Annotated in this window: 15 protein-coding genes; 13 read left to right on the forward strand and 2 right to left on the reverse strand. The window is 59.5% G+C overall.

Annotation, left to right across the window (positions count from 1 at the left end):
- Window position 1 precedes the first annotated feature (1 nt).
- Together flgF and ACI2KA_RS04800 are read right to left on the reverse strand one after the other, a co-directional pair.
- Window positions 2-736: a flagellar basal-body rod protein FlgF gene (gene flgF, locus ACI2KA_RS04795; protein ID WP_404499689.1), complete on the reverse strand. Its 735-nt coding sequence runs from the start codon at window positions 734-736 to the stop codon at window positions 2-4.
- A gap of 1 nt (window position 737) precedes the next feature.
- A complete protein-coding gene (locus ACI2KA_RS04800; RefSeq protein WP_404499736.1) occupies window positions 738-1,517 on the reverse strand; it encodes a DUF1217 domain-containing protein in 780 nt (259 codons plus the stop codon).
- A gap of 184 nt (window positions 1,518-1,701) precedes the next feature.
- Between ACI2KA_RS04800 and motA the strand changes: the two genes are divergently transcribed.
- From motA to rem, 13 genes are all read left to right on the forward strand, one after another.
- A complete protein-coding gene (motA, locus tag ACI2KA_RS04805; RefSeq protein WP_404499691.1) occupies window positions 1,702-2,574 on the forward strand; it encodes a flagellar motor stator protein MotA in 873 nt (290 codons plus the stop codon).
- A complete protein-coding gene (locus ACI2KA_RS04810; protein WP_404499693.1) occupies window positions 2,571-3,530 on the forward strand; it encodes a FliM/FliN family flagellar motor switch protein in 960 nt (319 codons plus the stop codon). Before motA ends, ACI2KA_RS04810 begins: the two co-directional genes overlap by 4 nt.
- A 64-nt stretch (window positions 3,531-3,594) precedes the next feature.
- Entirely contained in the window at window positions 3,595-4,134 is a 540-nt protein-coding gene (gene fliN / locus ACI2KA_RS04815; RefSeq protein WP_404499695.1) for a flagellar motor switch protein FliN, read from the forward strand.
- Window positions 4,135-4,161: 27 nt separating this feature from the next.
- Window positions 4,162-5,205 (forward strand): flagellar motor switch protein FliG, encoded by a 1,044-nt coding sequence (gene fliG / locus ACI2KA_RS04820; protein ID WP_400818168.1) that lies wholly within the window; start codon window positions 4,162-4,164, stop codon window positions 5,203-5,205.
- 124 nt (window positions 5,206-5,329) lie between these two features.
- Window positions 5,330-6,412, forward strand: a complete 1,083-nt coding sequence (flhB, locus tag ACI2KA_RS04825; protein WP_404499697.1) for a flagellar biosynthesis protein FlhB — start codon at window positions 5,330-5,332, stop codon at window positions 6,410-6,412.
- Window positions 6,413-6,417: 5 nt separating this feature from the next.
- Window positions 6,418-6,855, forward strand: a complete 438-nt coding sequence (locus tag ACI2KA_RS04830) for a hypothetical protein (protein WP_404499698.1) — start codon at window positions 6,418-6,420, stop codon at window positions 6,853-6,855.
- A gap of 304 nt (window positions 6,856-7,159) precedes the next feature.
- Window positions 7,160-8,452, forward strand: a complete 1,293-nt coding sequence (locus ACI2KA_RS04835; RefSeq protein ID WP_404499700.1) for a flagellin — start codon at window positions 7,160-7,162, stop codon at window positions 8,450-8,452.
- 250 nt (window positions 8,453-8,702) lie between these two features.
- A complete protein-coding gene (locus ACI2KA_RS04840) occupies window positions 8,703-9,356 on the forward strand; it encodes a hypothetical protein (RefSeq protein ID WP_404499701.1) in 654 nt (217 codons plus the stop codon).
- The gene (locus tag ACI2KA_RS04845; RefSeq protein ID WP_404499703.1) at window positions 9,353-10,639 is read left to right on the forward strand and encodes a MotB family protein; all 1,287 of its coding nucleotides are present in this window, start codon (window positions 9,353-9,355) and stop codon (window positions 10,637-10,639) included. The genes ACI2KA_RS04840 and ACI2KA_RS04845 overlap by 4 nt, the downstream gene beginning before the upstream one ends.
- Entirely contained in the window at window positions 10,636-11,910 is a 1,275-nt protein-coding gene (gene motC, locus ACI2KA_RS04850) for a chemotaxis protein MotC (protein WP_404499705.1), read from the forward strand. Before ACI2KA_RS04845 ends, motC begins: the two co-directional genes overlap by 4 nt.
- Window positions 11,907-13,265 carry a flagellar hook-length control protein FliK gene (locus ACI2KA_RS04855; RefSeq protein ID WP_404499707.1) on the forward strand — a complete coding sequence of 453 codons (1,359 nt, stop codon included), beginning with the start codon at window positions 11,907-11,909 and terminating at the stop codon, window positions 13,263-13,265. Before motC ends, ACI2KA_RS04855 begins: the two co-directional genes overlap by 4 nt.
- Window positions 13,213-13,779, forward strand: coding sequence for a lytic transglycosylase domain-containing protein (locus ACI2KA_RS04860; RefSeq protein ID WP_404499709.1), 567 nt, complete (start codon window positions 13,213-13,215; stop codon window positions 13,777-13,779). Before ACI2KA_RS04855 ends, ACI2KA_RS04860 begins: the two co-directional genes overlap by 53 nt.
- Before the next feature lie 282 nt (window positions 13,780-14,061).
- A complete protein-coding gene (gene rem / locus ACI2KA_RS04865) occupies window positions 14,062-14,733 on the forward strand; it encodes a transcriptional activator Rem (RefSeq protein WP_035227710.1) in 672 nt (223 codons plus the stop codon).
- Window positions 14,734-14,899 lie beyond the last annotated feature (166 nt).

Genomic DNA, 14,899 nt, shown 5'->3' on the forward strand with positions numbered 1-14,899 from the left:
CTCAACGCGCGCCGCCAAGCGTCTTTATGCCCTCGCCAAAGGTCGACTCGGTGTCGCGCATCAGCGAGGAAATGCTCTCAAAAGCGCGGTTGACCTGGATGAGCTGCGTCATCTGGGAAATGCCGTTGACGTTCGACTGCTCGAGATAACCCTGCACCACGCCGACTTCGTGATTGTTGACGACCGGAACGGGCTGGGCCACGGGCTTCACGCCGCTATTGGGATGGCGCAGGAACCCTTGCGAAAAGTCCGCCTGGAAGATGCCGAGCGTGGCGACGATGTTGTTGTTCTGGCGAATGGCGCCGTCGAGACCGACGGTGATCGGGCCGCCATTCGGATTGAGCTGGATCGGGCCGCCGCCCGCATCGAGAACGGGATAACCGCTGGACGAGATGAGCGCTCCGTCCGGACGCATGGTGAAGCGGCCGTCACGGGTCAATACCTGGCCTTCGGGCGTATCCAGCGAGAACCAGGCATCGCCCTTGATGGCGAAATCGAAGGAATTGCCGGTCTGCTCGAAAGCGCCCTGGCGGGTGGAGAGATAGTCGTTGCCCTGTGAGACGAAGGCCACCCTGGCATTCATGTCATTGTGGTTCTTGGCGACCAATTCGTCGAATTTCACTTCGGAGCCGCGGAAGCCGACCGTGTTCACATTCGCCATATTGTCGGAAATGGTGGTGAGACGGCGCTCCAGCGCGATCTGCGAGGAAAGGGCGACGTATAGTCCGGATTGCATATCATTTGCCTCCGAGTTTCAGGGAGTTGATGGAAATCAGCAGGTCCGGGGAAATGCCGTAGCCGCTGGAGGAGCCGAAGACGGCAAGGGGATCGTAAGTGGTCGAGGGGTTTTGCATTTCCCACATGATGGTGAAACGCTCGAGCAGCTTTCCGACCTTTTCAGGATCCTGCAGATCCTTGATGTTGATGGTCTTTTCGATGAGCGCCGCCTGTTTTTCGATATCGGCGGCGGCGAATTCGTCGGGCAGGTTGTAGGCCGTGCGGAACACCTGCGCGAGGGCGTCGTCGGCCAGAAAATCGAGGCCTGAGGTGATCGTCGACGCCTTGCGCTCGAAATAAAGGGCGAGCCGGACGCCATTATTGTCGTCGCCGGCTTCCTGTTCCAGGGTCTGGCGCGTGTATTTGCTGATGACGCCCGCTTTGGCGGCGTCGGCGGAGGTTGCCGCTGCGCCCAGGCCGGCAAAATCCAGCGACTTTGCCAGTTCCGCATAACGGCTGTCGGAAAGCTTGTTGGCGAAGGCGTCCTTGTCCGTCGTGCCTTCCGTCAGCACCTTGCGGATAAAGGCTTTCGCATAGGCCATGTCTTCCAGCCCGTGGGCTTTAAGAGCGTAATTGTAAAGGCGCGTATCGGCCATGAAGTCGTCGATGGATTTCACGTCGCCGATCTTTGCGCGGTAATATTCGGTCTCGCGCGCCACATCGGGCTGCTTCGACACCCGCTCGAGCGATGTGCCGATGTCCTGACTGATCAGTCTGTAGCTGGTATAGGTGGAAGTCACTGAACCGCCGCTCTCGTTTGATCCCGATCTCAAGGCGCACGTCCGCCTTTGCCGGCATAGTGCCGTGGCTTGCTTGTGCGAAACTGGCTGCTGCGAGGCCGGAAACGGGGCTGGCGGACAGGTTCACGCAAGCCACATTTTCTAGACAGGGCGGCATGGAACACTGTTCGGGCGTGGTCGATCAATGAATATTGTAATTGGACTTATAATCACCTTCGGCTGCATCATCGGCGGCTATATGGCGATGGGCGGTCATTTGAACGTGCTGGTTCAGCCGTTCGAACTGATGATCATCGGCGGCGCCGGCCTTGGCGGCTTCATCATGGCGAACCCCATGAAGGTCGTGAAGGATTCCGGCAAGGCGCTCGGCGAGGCCTTCAAGCATTCGGTCCCGAAAGAGCGCAACTATCTCGACGTGCTCGGCGTACTTTATTCGCTGATGCGCGATCTGCGCACGAAATCGCGCAACGAGATCGAAGCCCATATCGATAATCCGGAAGAATCCTCGATCTTCCAGAGCGCGCCCTCGGTGCTGAAGAACAAGGAACTGACCTCGTTCATCTGCGACTATGTCCGCCTCATCATCATCGGCAATGCCCGCAGCCACGAAATTGAGGCGCTGATGGATGAGGAAATCGAGACCATCCTCAACGACAAGCTGAAGCCTTACCACGCGATCACCACCATGGGCGATTCCTTCCCCGCCATCGGTATCGTCGCGGCGGTGCTCGGCGTCATCAAGGCCATGGGCAAGATCAACGAATCGCCGGAAGTGCTGGGCGGCCTGATCGGCGCGGCCCTCGTCGGCACCATGCTCGGCATCATCCTGTCCTATTCGATCTGCAACCCGCTCGCATCGCAGGTCAAGATCGTCCGCACCAAGCAGCACCGCCTCTACATCATCGTCAAGCAGACGCTGATCGCCTATATGAACGGCTCGGTGCCGCAGGTCGCGCTCGAATATGGCCGCAAGACCATCTCCAACTACGAGCGGCCGTCCATCGACGCCGTCGAGCAGGAGATGATGAATCCCGGCGGCGAAAACAAGGCGGCATGACCATGGCAAAAGCTGCTGCACAAAAAGCCCCCGCCATGGATACCGCCCTGCTCGCGAAACTCACGGGAGGGCTCTCCGACCGCAAGACGATTGCGAAGATCGGTTCCGATATCGGCCATCTCTACAGCGAATTCCTGCCGGACATCTTTCACAGCGAGACGGGCATTGCGATCGATGTCGAATATGTCGGTTCCGAATCGGGGCTGATGACCGATCTCATCGCCAATGCCGGGCAGAATGTTGCGGCTGCCGATTGTTCGCTGCGCAACTGGTGCCCCAATTTCATGATGACGGTCGGCAATGGCTTCGTCATCGCGCTGATGGAGCGCATGCTTGGCGCGGCCCCCGACACCATCGGCGAGCCGGACGAACGCAGCCTGTCGCATATCGAGCTCGACCTGGCGGCCATGGTTCTTGGCCGCATCGGGGGTGTCCTGCGTTCGGGCGTCAACGCGCCGGGCGGTTTCGAGGCGACGATCGATCCGCCCTTCAACGCCAATGGAAAAAGCGCCTTCGACGAAATGATCGCCGGCCTTTACGGCGTGACCATCCGCATGAAGATCGATATCGGCAAGGTCTCGTCGGAATTTTCTCTCATCGTGCCGCAACGGCCGCTGCTCAAGACCTCTATCGTCGCCCCGAAAGCTTCGGCCCAGGCGTTGAAGAAGCAGGAGGAATGGATGGAGATGATTTCGCAGCAGGTGAAAAGATCGCAGGTCACGCTCGAGGCGCGCATCAAGCTCGAAACGCTGACGTTGCGGACGATTTCCAGGCTGGTGGCCGGCGACGTCATTCCGTTCCAGGCTCCGAGACAGGATGACATCGGCGTCGAGGTCAGCGCCAACGGTTCCAAGCTCTATAATTGCGAATTCGGCAAGTCCGGCGACCGCTACATGGTTCGGGTGAAGAACAATGTCAGCACGGACGACGAGATTTTGCGACATTTGATGGGTTAAAATCCTGCCCGGCCTTTAGGGTTTTGGGCAGGCTGACGCAAGTTTCAAAGGGAATAATCAGCGCATGGCTACGAAGAAAACACCTGTGACCGATGATGCGGTGCTGCCGTCGTTTGAAGACGGCGGCGACCTCGACCAGGCTATCGGCGATCTGCGTGGCGTCCTCAAGACGGATGCGGAAGGCTCGCTGTCCGATTTTGGCGACTTCGGCGATTTCGCAAGCACGGACGGGGCTTCGACAGATAGTGACCTTTCCGCCTTCGGTGGCGGAGCGGCCGATTTTGCAATGGATGATTTCGCCGCCGCTCCGCAGGTTGGGGGCGTGAAGGCGCCGCTTGGCAGCGGATTGTCCGAAAACATGGAACTGATCATGGACATCCCGATCGATGTCCAGATCGTTCTCGGCACCAGCAGAATGCTCGTTTCGGGGCTGATGAGCCTCGAAGAGGGAGCAACGATCGCGCTCGACCGCAAGATCGGCGAGCCGGTCGAGATCATGGTGAACGGCCGCCGTATTGCGCGCGGCGAAATAACGGTTCTGGAAGACGACGATACGCGCTTCGGCGTAAAATTGATTGAAGTATTGAGTACGAGAAAAGCCTGATCCCTGTGGGGACGGAGAGGAAAGACCATGATGGACTTCGAGGATTTCGGTAACCCCCTTGCGGGCAAGCCGTTGTCTCAGGCCGACAAGGCGGCCGCGGTGCTGCTTGCCATGGGCAAGGGCGTCGCCGGCAAGCTGCTGAAGTTTTTCACGCAGCACGAATTGCAGATGATCATTTCCTCGGCCCAGACTTTGCGCGTCATTCCTCCCGACGAACTCGCGCAGATCGTGGCGGAGTTCGAAGACCTGTTCACCGAAGGCACGGGTCTGATGGATAATGCCAAGGCGATCGAAAGCATTCTCGAAGAGGGGCTGACGCCTGAAGAGGTGGACAGCCTTCTCGGCCGCCGTGCGGCCTTCCAGGCCTATGAAGCGTCGATCTGGGACCGCCTGCAGGAAGCCGAGCCGGAATTTGTCGGCAAGTTCCTGCTGCGCGAACATCCCCAGACCATCGCCTATATTCTCTCCATGCTGCCCTCGTCCTTCGGCGCCAAGGTTCTCCTGACCATTCCCGAGGAGCAGCGCGCCGACATCATGAACCGCACGGTGAACATGAAGGAAGTCAGCCCCACGGCTGCCCAGATAATCGAGAAGCGTGTGGTCAATCTCATCAACGAAATCGAAGCCGAGCGCAATGCGGGCGGTTCCACGAAGGTTGCCGATCTGATGAACGAACTGGACAAGCCGCAGGTCGACACGCTGCTCAGCTCGCTCGAGACGCTCAGCAAGGAAGCCGCGAACAAGGTCAAGCCGAAGATCTTCCTCTTCGACGACCTCATGTTCATGCCGCAGCGCAGCCGCGTCCTGCTGCTCAACGATGTTTCAGCCGATGTTCTGACGATGGCGCTGCGCGGCGCCACGATGGAAATCAAGGAATGTGTGCTTTCCAGCATCAGCCCCCGCCAGCGCCGCATGATCGAATCGGATCTTGCCGTACCGCAGGCCTCGATCAACACCCGCGAAGTGGCGATCGCACGCCGCGCCGTTGCGCAGGAGGCGATCCGGCTGGCCAATTCCGGCCAGATCCAGCTGAAGGAAGCTGCCACGGAAGACCAACCGGCCGCCGCTTGAACGGAAGCCGGTTGATAACCCGCCCTCGTGGGGAGCCCGCCATTGCGACGGGCGGCCCCAGGCGCTAGTTTCGGGATGACGGCCTGCCGGGATCGGCGGGCCTTTTTTATTCCGGGGACGTGCCTTGGCAGACGATCAGGACAAGGACAGTAAAACAGAAGCCCCGACGGAGAAAAAACTCCGCGATGCGGCCGAGAAGGGTAACCTTCCTTTTTCCCGTGAAGTGCCGATCTTTGCCTCGTCGCTCGCCTTTTATTGTTATCTGGTCTTCTTTCTGCCCGAAGGCGTCGGCCGGATCGGTGAGACGCTGAAGGACCTGTTTGGCCAGCCCGAGCAATGGGACCTCAGCACCCGACCGGATGCCCTGTCGCTGCTTTATTTTCTCGGCGTCTCCATGGCCTATCTGCTGATGCCGGCCATGATCATGTTCATCGTCTTCGGTCTTGCCTCGTCGTTTTTCCAGAACCTGCCGTCGCCCGTGCTTGAACGGGTGCGTCCGCAATGGTCGCGCGTCTCGCCGGCCAAGGGCTTCACGCGAATCTACAGCAAGCAGGGTTTCGTGGAGTTTGGAAAGTCCATCTTCAAGATAATGATCGTTTCGACCATCATGTTCTTGGCCCTGCGCGGCGATTTTTACAGCCTCATCGACCTGATGTTCTCCGATCCGCAGGTGATTTTTGTCAGGGTCATCGAGATCGTCAAGAAAATGATGGTCGTGATCCTGCTGTCGACGGCGCTGCTTGCCGCCGTCGACCTGTTGTGGACCCGCCATCACTGGTTCAGCCAGCTGAAAATGACGAAGCATGAGGTGAAGGAGGAATACAAGCAGTCACAGGGCGACCCGGTGGTCAAATCCCGCCAGCGCTCCATCGCCCGCGACCGTGCCCGCCGCCGCATGATCAACAATGTGCCGCGCGCGACGCTGGTGATCGCCAACCCGACACACTTTGCGGTGGCGTTGCGTTACGTGCGTGAAGAAAGCGACGCGCCGATCGTCGTCGCCAAGGGGCAGGACCTTATCGCATTGAAAATCCGTGAGATTGCGGAACAGAACAATATCCCCGTTTTTGAAGATCCGCCGCTCGCGCGCTCCATGTTTGCGCAAGTCTCGATCGATAGTGTGATTCCACCAGCCTTTTATAAGGCTGTGGCTGAGCTCGTTCATCGGGTTTACGCCATGAAGTCATCGAAAATACGGGTTCAATAAAACCAATGAAAAAATCCGCCTATTCCGAACAGCGGGAAATGATCGTCGCAGAGGCGATCAACCCGATTGCCACCGAACTGCGTTTGCTAGACCCGGCCGACCTGATTTCGCTGCTCAGATTCGAGTGCTACGGCAGCATCGCCGACCTCGTTTCGTCGGCAGCGGAGCTTTATTATCATCCCGGCACGATCAATTTCGGCGCCGGTGGCGAGTATAAGCTCGAATGGGAAGGCGCTCCCGAGGTCGTCCTTGATCTGGAGATCAAGCCGAAGGGCGCCACGGTCTATGCGCGATTGGTTCTTGCCAATGAACATGCGGCGATCGAGATCAATCACGTCTCGTTTCAGAACCCTTCGGAAAATCCGGACGAGAATACCGAATTCCTCCGCCGGAGCCTGATGGCCGCCCGTTTCGTAGCAAGCCGCCAGGGCGAAGCAGCCTGAGCCGAGCACGATCATTGCCGTTATTGTTCGTTGCACCGGCCGGATGCGCCGGTGCAACGGGGTCGTTCCGGTGTGTTGTAACCCGAGCTTGCCCGAAGCCTGCCGGTTTATGCGAAACTCGCCGGTGACAGCGAGGAACGCCTTGCAAATCAGCCTCGTTGTTTGTTACCTATCGCATTAACGATTTGTTAACGAACGGCAGGTCGCGATGGCCGGTTTGAGCCATCGCCGATGCGCATGATGCTTCTGCTCGTTGTCGGCGCTGCGCCGGATTTCTTCTTAAATTTTGAGTTGGGTGGATCCCATGACCAGCATTTTGACCAATGCGGCGGCAATGGCCGCGCTGCAGACCCTGCGCATGATCGACAAGAGTCTGGAAACGACACAGGCGCGAGTGTCGTCCGGTTATCGTGTCGAAACCGCTGCGGACAATGCGGCCTACTGGTCCATCTCGACAACGATGCGCTCCGACAATAACGCGCTTTCCGCCGTGCAGGACGCCTTGGGCCTGGGCGCCGCCAAGGTCGACACCGCCTATGACGCGCTGGAGAGCACGATCGAGGTCGTCAAGCAGATCAAGGCCAAGCTCGTTGCCGCCTATGGCGTCGGAGCCGACCGCGGCAAGATCCAGGATGAAATCAAGCAGCTTCAGGAGCAGCTGAAAAGCATCTCCGAATCGGCCTCCTTCTCCGGCGAAAACTGGCTGCAGGCCAGTATCAGCAATGGCGGCACGCCTCCTGCCGAAGAACCGATCACGAAGAAGGTGGTTGCCTCCTTCACCCGTACCGGTTCGGGCAATGTCGGGGTCACCACCGTCGACTACAAGCTGGATGGCGGTACGGTACTTTTCGATCTCAGTGGCGGAAAGCTCGGCATTCTCGACAAGAACGCCGTTTTTGTCGCGAAGACGGAATATGAAGTCACCCAGACCTCGACGACGGCCGGTGCGACGACGGAAACGGGCTATGTTGTCCCGAAGCTCAGCGATGCGCAGATCGGCGCGCTGAATGCGACGACGACGGATACGAACACCGATCCGAATGTCTATAGCGACGGGACCGACAATTATCTCCGCCTTGCCGAAAACGTCTGGGTCAAGGTGACGGCGACAAATCCGTCGAGTGGGGGAACGACCGTTTCCGCCGCCTATCGTGATACCAGCAGCAATGACTGGTTTTACGATACCAGCGCCGGTCAGCCGTCCGCCGATCGTTCCCTCGGTTTTTCCGTGTCCACCCTCGATCTCGGCAATCTCGATATCGTTGCCGCGGCCATGGGCGGTCTTGCCGGCAACGGCACGACCTATACCGATGCCGACGCCATCGACATGATGATGTCCTTCGTGGACAAGCAGCTGGAAGCGATGACCAGCACGGCCTCCAGCCTCGGTTCGCTGCAAAGCCGCATCGACATGCAGGAGAACTTCGTATCGAGCCTGATGGACGTCATCGACAAGGGCATCGGCCGCCTTGTGGACGCCGATATGAACGAGGAATCGACCCGGCTGAAAGCGCTACAGACACAGCAGCAGCTCGGTATCCAGGCGCTGTCCATCGCCAATGCCAATGCGGAAAATATCCTCCAGCTCTTCAAGTAACGGGTTTCGTCCGGCGCGGCCTCGCGCGGACGCATGGCGCAGGCATGCCGGACAGCCCCGCCTTCATCCTCGCACAAGTTTGAGCACCTAACGTCGGGGCAATATCGGTCGGATCGCATGGCGTTATCCTTCCGGAAATCATGGAAGAGACGGGCAGGGTAGCAAGGATGACGGTGGTGCCGCCAAACGGCTTAGATTGCAGGCAACGAAACATGTCCCGCCCCTTTGGCCTGTTTTGCCGGGGGCGGGCATGAGCGCGTCCATTGCACGATATCTCAAGGACTTTGGCGACGCCCAGCCGGCGGCGGGGGTGGCTTTTGGCGATCCGTTTGCGGATGCCGGCGATGCTTCCGGTTTTGCCGATCTGCCGGCCGGCCTCGATGACTTCGGGACCGTCGACGTGGAAAGCGAGACACAGGCGGCCTATGCCCGTGGCCGCGAGGATGCGACCCGCGAGATTGCGGACAGGATGCAGGCCGAGCGGGAAGAGCTGCTGGCCGCCCATGCCGCTGAGCTGGAAGAACTGCGTTCGGTATATCTTGAGGAGATCGCGGTTTTTCTGTCGCGCGGTCTGCGCGAGGGTATCGATGCGATTGCCGCCAGTCTCAGCGAACAGACCGCCGATATCCTCGCACCGTTTCTGACGGAAAAGCTGTCGCTTGAGGCGGTGTCGGCACTGGCGGATGTGGTGCGCGCCTCCATGCCGGATGGTGAGGCCGTCACGCTTGTCGTGAAAGGCCCGAAAGACCTGTTCGACAAGTTGACGATGCAGCCCGGTTTTGAAGAAGAGACGATGAAGTTTACCGAGACCGCCGATATCGATCTTTCCGTCGAGTTGGATGAAAGCGTGTTCGTGACGCGCATGTCCGCCTGGGCGTCCAGTCTTCGCAAGGTGATGAAATGAGTGAAGGCGAAAATCACCACCACGGCAAAAACGAGATCATCATCGTCAAGCGTCACAAGGGCGGCCACGACGGCGCCCATGGCGGCGCGTGGAAAATCGCCTATGCCGACTTTATGACGGCGATGATGGCGTTCTTCCTCGTCATGTGGCTGGTCAACGCCGCCAATGAGGAAACCAAGGCCTCGGTCGCCAGCTATTTCAATCCGATCAAGCTGTCCGATGAAAAACCCTCCTCCAAGGGGCTGGAAAAGCCGGTCGACAAGGAAGAGGGCGTCCAGAAAAAGGACCAGTCCAACATCAAGGCGGAAAAGGTGACCCAGGGGTCCGCCGCGGCCACGGGCGAGGACCTGACCTCCCAGACCGGAGAACAGTCGAATTTCTCCGAAGCGGATTTTTTCGAAAATCCCTATTCCGTGCTGGCGGAAATCGCCCAGCAGGTTGGCCAGCAGGCCAATGTCAGCGCCAAGGGCGAGGGCGGTGCGGCCGATTCCGGGCCGGCGACCGGCGCGAGCGGCGGTGAAGCCTACCGCGATCCATTCGATCCCGACTTCTGGACCCAGCAGGTGAAAATCACCCGCGCGGACGAGCAGCAGAATCCGGTTCAGCCGCAGCAGGCCGCCGAGACCAGGCCGGACACGGCGACCAGGGATGGTGAAGCGGTCAAGGCTGTGCAATCCGAAACGCCGGCCGATCAGGCGCAGGACGGCAAGCCTATGGAAGTCGCGGCGGTGGTGCCGCAGCAACGCCCGGACGCCGCCGAGAAGGCGGGGCTTGCTCAAACGGGAACGGACAAGAAGCAGGACGCCAGTGACGCCGAGTGGGAAAAGGCCGACACGCTGCGCGAGGAGATCGAGAAGCAGATATCCGGCATTACCGGCAAGCTATCCGAAGGCCTGGTCGTGATGCCGGCCGAAGGCGGATTGCTGCTGACGATTTCCGACCAGACGGAAACGCCGATGTTCAATATCGGATCGGCCGTGCCCCGCCGCGAAATGGTTCTGGCGATGGAAAAGATCGGCAAGCTGCTTCAGGAGCGTGGGGGCAGCGTGGTGATCCGCGGCCATACCGACGGGCGGCAATTCAAGGGTGAAGCCAATGACAACTGGCGGCTCTCCATGGACCGTGCGCACAGCGCCTATTACATGCTGGTGCGCGGCGGCCTGTCGGAAGAGAGGGTGAAGCAGGTCTCGGGCTTTGCGGATCGCAGATTGCAGGTGCCGGCAGATCCTCTGGCGGACGCAAATCGCCGTATCGAAATCCTGCTTGAGGCCGATCGGGGGTGAGTGTGACGAAAACCTCGAAACGCTGGCTTTTTCTTGCGGCTACGCTTTGCGGTCTCGGCGCCGAGCCGATCAAGGCGTTTTCGCAATCGCAAGACAATCTCATGCCCTATGCCATGCTGCGCTCGCTGCAATTCGTGCAGGATTCCGTGGCCATGGGAGACCATTCGGCGGCGGAAATGCAGCGGTTTCTGCTTCAGACGATCGATGAGCGGCTGAAAAGCGCTCCTCCGGCGATTTTCAAGGACCCGCGCAATGTCGATGCGGCGCTTATCTATGCGATGAGCGGCGGCAATCCGGCAACGCTGGAACTTCTGGTAGCGCGCGACGTGGACGGCAATTTCGACAGCCGTGTCGCCGATATTCTGCGCAAATACCTGTCCGGCAAGGGCACGCTGGTGGCGCAGAGCATCGCGGCCATGGTGCCGGAATATCGTGGCACCCGCATCGGCGCCTATCTGGCCCTGATCGGCGGCAATGTGACGATCCCGCGCGATCCGCTGGCCGCGCTTGGCTTTTACGATATAGCCCGGCTAGAAGCACCGGGCACCATCGTCGAGGAGGCCGCACTGCGCCGTTCGCTTGCGATCGCGGTTGACGATGGCGATGCGGCGCGCGGCGTCAATTATGCGCAGCGTTACGCCCGGCGGTTCCTGCATTCGCCCTATGCCAGCCAGTTCGCGGATCTTCTTGTCGCGCTGGTGGTCAAGCGCGCCGATTCCCTCGGTGAAGCGGCGATACAGGAAACATTCGCCCTGATGGATACCGAGCGGCAGAAGGAAGCCTATCTTCGCCTCTCGCGGCTTGCGGCGATCAGCGGCAAGGATTCGCTGGCGCGTATGGCGGCGCTGAAGGTGAAGGCCCTGTCGCCATTGCTGCCGGACCAGCCGGAAGTGCAGGCTAATCTCTATGAAAGCCTGTCCAATATCGGCACGCCCGACGTGGTCAGCGCGATTGAAACCATCGGACAGATCCCCGAAGCGCAGCTGTCGGATCGGGACAGGGCCTTGCGAGAGGCGGCAAGGGCGATTGCCGAACAGGTGGTACGCCCTCCCTCCCTGTCCAGCGTCGATGTCGGCGTTGCGGCGGCGGCACAGCCCGGGCAGGAGGCGTCCGGAAACGGGGCTGCCGGCGCCGGAGAAAAAAGCATATGGCGGGTTGAAACCCACAAGGTTGACGACGAGGGCGAGAACGTCCGGCAGCTCGTGACGAGCGGCCGCAGCAAGCTCGATGAAATCGATAGCCTGTTGAAGAAAGGCGAGGGGGCACCATGATCGACGCAACCATCAATGCGATAGTGAATACGCCGCAGGCTGATCCGCGTGCCGGCAGCGCCGGCGCACGCGACGACGCCAAAGGCGGCAGCTTCGGTGACGCCCTTTCCACGGTTCGCGACGACCGCCCGCCGCATTCTCGGCATGAGCGTGATGCGGCTTCGGCTGAAGACCAGCATGCGCAGCCCGATAGCGAGGGAGAAAAGATGGATGTCCCGGTCAAGCGGCCAGCCGGCTTTTTGAATGTGATCGCCAACGAGCATGCCGGAGAAGGCCGTACCCATGATGCGGCGGTCGAGTTTCAGAATGCGGTGAAAACGGCGCGGACATCGCCTGACGGCGGCAAGACGGGCAAGAAGCTCAAGGACGAGACCGACGGGGATGGCGAGACGGCGGCCGATACGATCGATACGAAGCTGGCGGAACTGAAGACGGTCGTGGCCGGCGCCGGTGCCGCTGATGGTGCGGCGCTCAGGTCACCGCTTGAGGAAATCGCGCAGGCGATCGCCGGCCGGGCGGATCCGGTAAAGTCCGACAGGTCCGAACCAGCCCGGGGCAAGATCGAACCTTCGCTCAAGGATATGCCGACTAGGACGCAGCTTGCCGCAGAAGAGGCGGGATCCGACTCTGAAACCGGCGGCGACGCCTCGGCCTTCCGCTTCTCCTCACCGCGCTCGGCCACGGCCCGCGCCCTTGACATGAATACGGTCCAGCGGGATGGACGTGTGGAATTCGACGTCCGGGAAAGCACCGGAAAGATCGCGGATACGGTCACGGTTCTGGATTCGCGGCGGTTCATCGGCCTGGCGCCGTCATCGAACGCTTCGGCTCTGACGGGCCTCATCGTCAATGATCCTGAATGGGTCAGTGCGATGCAGCCCGGTTCGGCGCTGTCCAATGCAGCCGCGCAGAGCAGCACCGGCAAGGTCGTGCATACGCTGAAGCTGCATATGACGCCGATCGAGCTTGGATCGGTGACGATGTCGCTGCGTCTTGCCGGCGACGAGCTTGCCGTTCACATGACGGTGGAGAGCGTTGCGGCCTATAAAAAGCTTCAGGAAGACAGCAAGAGCATTCTGGATGGCCTCAAGGCTCAGGGTCTGACGGTCGACAACATCACCATCAGCATCGCTTCTTCCGACAAGAGTGACCAAACGGGCACACAAGCCAACAATCAGCAAAATCAGCAGGCGCAGCAGCAGGGCCAGCAGGCCGCCGCCGGACGCAACCGTGACGAGTCCGGCGCACGGGGCGGCCGCGATGGCAATGGTGAGAATTTGGGGGTGCATAATGAAGGCTTGGATGGCGCTCTCGGCTCTGGCCGTTCTTCTGCTGACAATGGCGTCTACCTCTGAGAACGCCGTCGCTTCGGCAACGCCGGGTGTCTGCGAAAGGGAAATCCAGTCTGCCGCGCGCAAATATGGCGTGCCGGAGGGAATTCTCTACTCCGTGGGCCTGACGGAAACGGGCCGCAAGGGGCGGCTCGACCCCAATGCCATGAATATCGAAGGAAAACCGGTATTTGCCGCGTCCACGGACGAGGCTCTGGCCACTTTCGAGGCGGCAAAACGCAACGGCGCCAAGCTGATCGACCTCGGATGCATGCAGATAAATCATTATTTCCATGGCGAAAACTTCACATCCGCGCGAGAAATGTTCGATCCGCGCCGCAATGTCGAATATGCCGCCATGTTCCTGCGCAATCTTCACAACAGGCATGAAACCTGGACCATGGCGGTTGCCCGTTATCATGCCGGTCCCAACAATGACCCGGCGCAGAAGAAATATGTCTGCCGGGTGATCGCCAATCTGGTGGCGACGGGTTATGGGAAATGGACGCCCAACGCGAAGAATTTCTGCGACGGTTGACAACCTTGAATTGTCCAAAGGGGCGTCGGGACTCGCAATTTGAAATGTGGCGATAGAGAGCCCGAAAAAAGGCGGTTCAAGCGATTTTTTCTGATTTTTAAAATTTTTACACAAAAATTTTGTGCCATATATGGTTAACACCCACTATATATAGGTCAAATCGGCACAAAATAGTTAATCAATTATTAATAACTATCGATGATTTCCTACAGTTGTCGCTGAATCCTCCGATTCGTACCAATGCCACATTGGAAAACACCACAGTGATTCGGAGGCGGACGAATGATCGTAGTGGTTGATGAGCGCGAGCTCGTTAAGGACGGCTATACTTCTCTATTTGGGCGTGAGGGCATCCCCTCGACCGGTTTCGATCCGGTCGAATTCGGGGAATGGGTCTCGACGGCGGCGGACAGCGATCTTGCGGCCGTGGAGGCCTTTCTGATCGGCCAGGGCGACCGGAGCTTCTCTTTGCCGAAGGCGATCAGGGATCGCACGACGGCGCCGGTCATCGCGGTCAGCGACCAGCCCTCGCTGGAATCGACGCTGGCGCTTTTCGACAGCGGCGTTGACGATGTCGTGCGCAAGCCGGTTCACCCGCGTGAAATCCTTGCCCGTGCGGCGGCGATTCGTCGCCGGCTGCAGGTCATCTCGAATTTTACCGATGCCGGGCCGATCCGGGTCTTCTCGGACGGTCGCGACCCCGAAGTGGGCGGCGAAGTATTTCCCCTGCCGCGCCGCGAGCGCCGCATCCTCGAATATTTGATCGCCAATCGCGGACGTCGCGTTTCCAAGGCGCAGATTTTCAATGCCATCTACGGCATCTTCGACGATGACGTCGAAGAGAATGTCGTTGAAAGCCACATCAGCAAGCTGCGCAAGAAGCTGCGCAAGAAGCTCGGTTACGACCCGGTCGATTCCAAGCGGTTCCTCGGCTACAGCATTGATTGGCAATGATCTTCATTGACCCGCGTGGTCTTTTTCAAACGCGGTATTTCAGACAGCTTCACGCAAGCCCCAGGCTTTACCTTCTCCCTGAAAGATGACCACGAGGGTTTTTGAATGAGTATTTTCGGCACTATGCGGACCGGTGTATCCGGCATGAATGCACAGGCGAACAAGC

The sequence above is a fragment of the Agrobacterium sp. NPDC089420 genome (genome assembly GCF_044900305.1).
Lineage (GTDB): Bacteria > Pseudomonadota > Alphaproteobacteria > Rhizobiales > Rhizobiaceae > Agrobacterium.

Bases quoted from the DNA above. Each gene is read 5' to 3' on its own strand.
- flgF (WP_404499689.1), bottom strand. From the start codon at position 736: ATGCAATCCGGACTATACGTCGCCCTTTCCTCGCAGATCGCGCTGGAG.
- motA (WP_404499691.1), top strand. From the start codon at position 1,702: ATGAATATTGTAATTGGACTTATAATCACCTTCGGCTGCATCATCGGC.
- ACI2KA_RS04810 (WP_404499693.1), top strand. From the start codon at position 2,571: ATGACCATGGCAAAAGCTGCTGCACAAAAAGCCCCCGCCATGGATACC.
- fliN (WP_404499695.1), top strand. From the start codon at position 3,595: ATGGCTACGAAGAAAACACCTGTGACCGATGATGCGGTGCTGCCGTCG.
- fliG (WP_400818168.1), top strand. From the start codon at position 4,162: ATGATGGACTTCGAGGATTTCGGTAACCCCCTTGCGGGCAAGCCGTTG.
- ACI2KA_RS04830 (WP_404499698.1), top strand. From the start codon at position 6,418: ATGAAAAAATCCGCCTATTCCGAACAGCGGGAAATGATCGTCGCAGAG.
- ACI2KA_RS04835 (WP_404499700.1), top strand. From the start codon at position 7,160: ATGACCAGCATTTTGACCAATGCGGCGGCAATGGCCGCGCTGCAGACC.
- ACI2KA_RS04840 (WP_404499701.1), top strand. From the start codon at position 8,703: ATGAGCGCGTCCATTGCACGATATCTCAAGGACTTTGGCGACGCCCAG.
- ACI2KA_RS04845 (WP_404499703.1), top strand. From the start codon at position 9,353: ATGAGTGAAGGCGAAAATCACCACCACGGCAAAAACGAGATCATCATC.
- ACI2KA_RS04855 (WP_404499707.1), top strand. From the start codon at position 11,907: ATGATCGACGCAACCATCAATGCGATAGTGAATACGCCGCAGGCTGAT.
- ACI2KA_RS04860 (WP_404499709.1), top strand. From the start codon at position 13,213: ATGGCGCTCTCGGCTCTGGCCGTTCTTCTGCTGACAATGGCGTCTACC.
- rem (WP_035227710.1), top strand. From the start codon at position 14,062: ATGATCGTAGTGGTTGATGAGCGCGAGCTCGTTAAGGACGGCTATACT.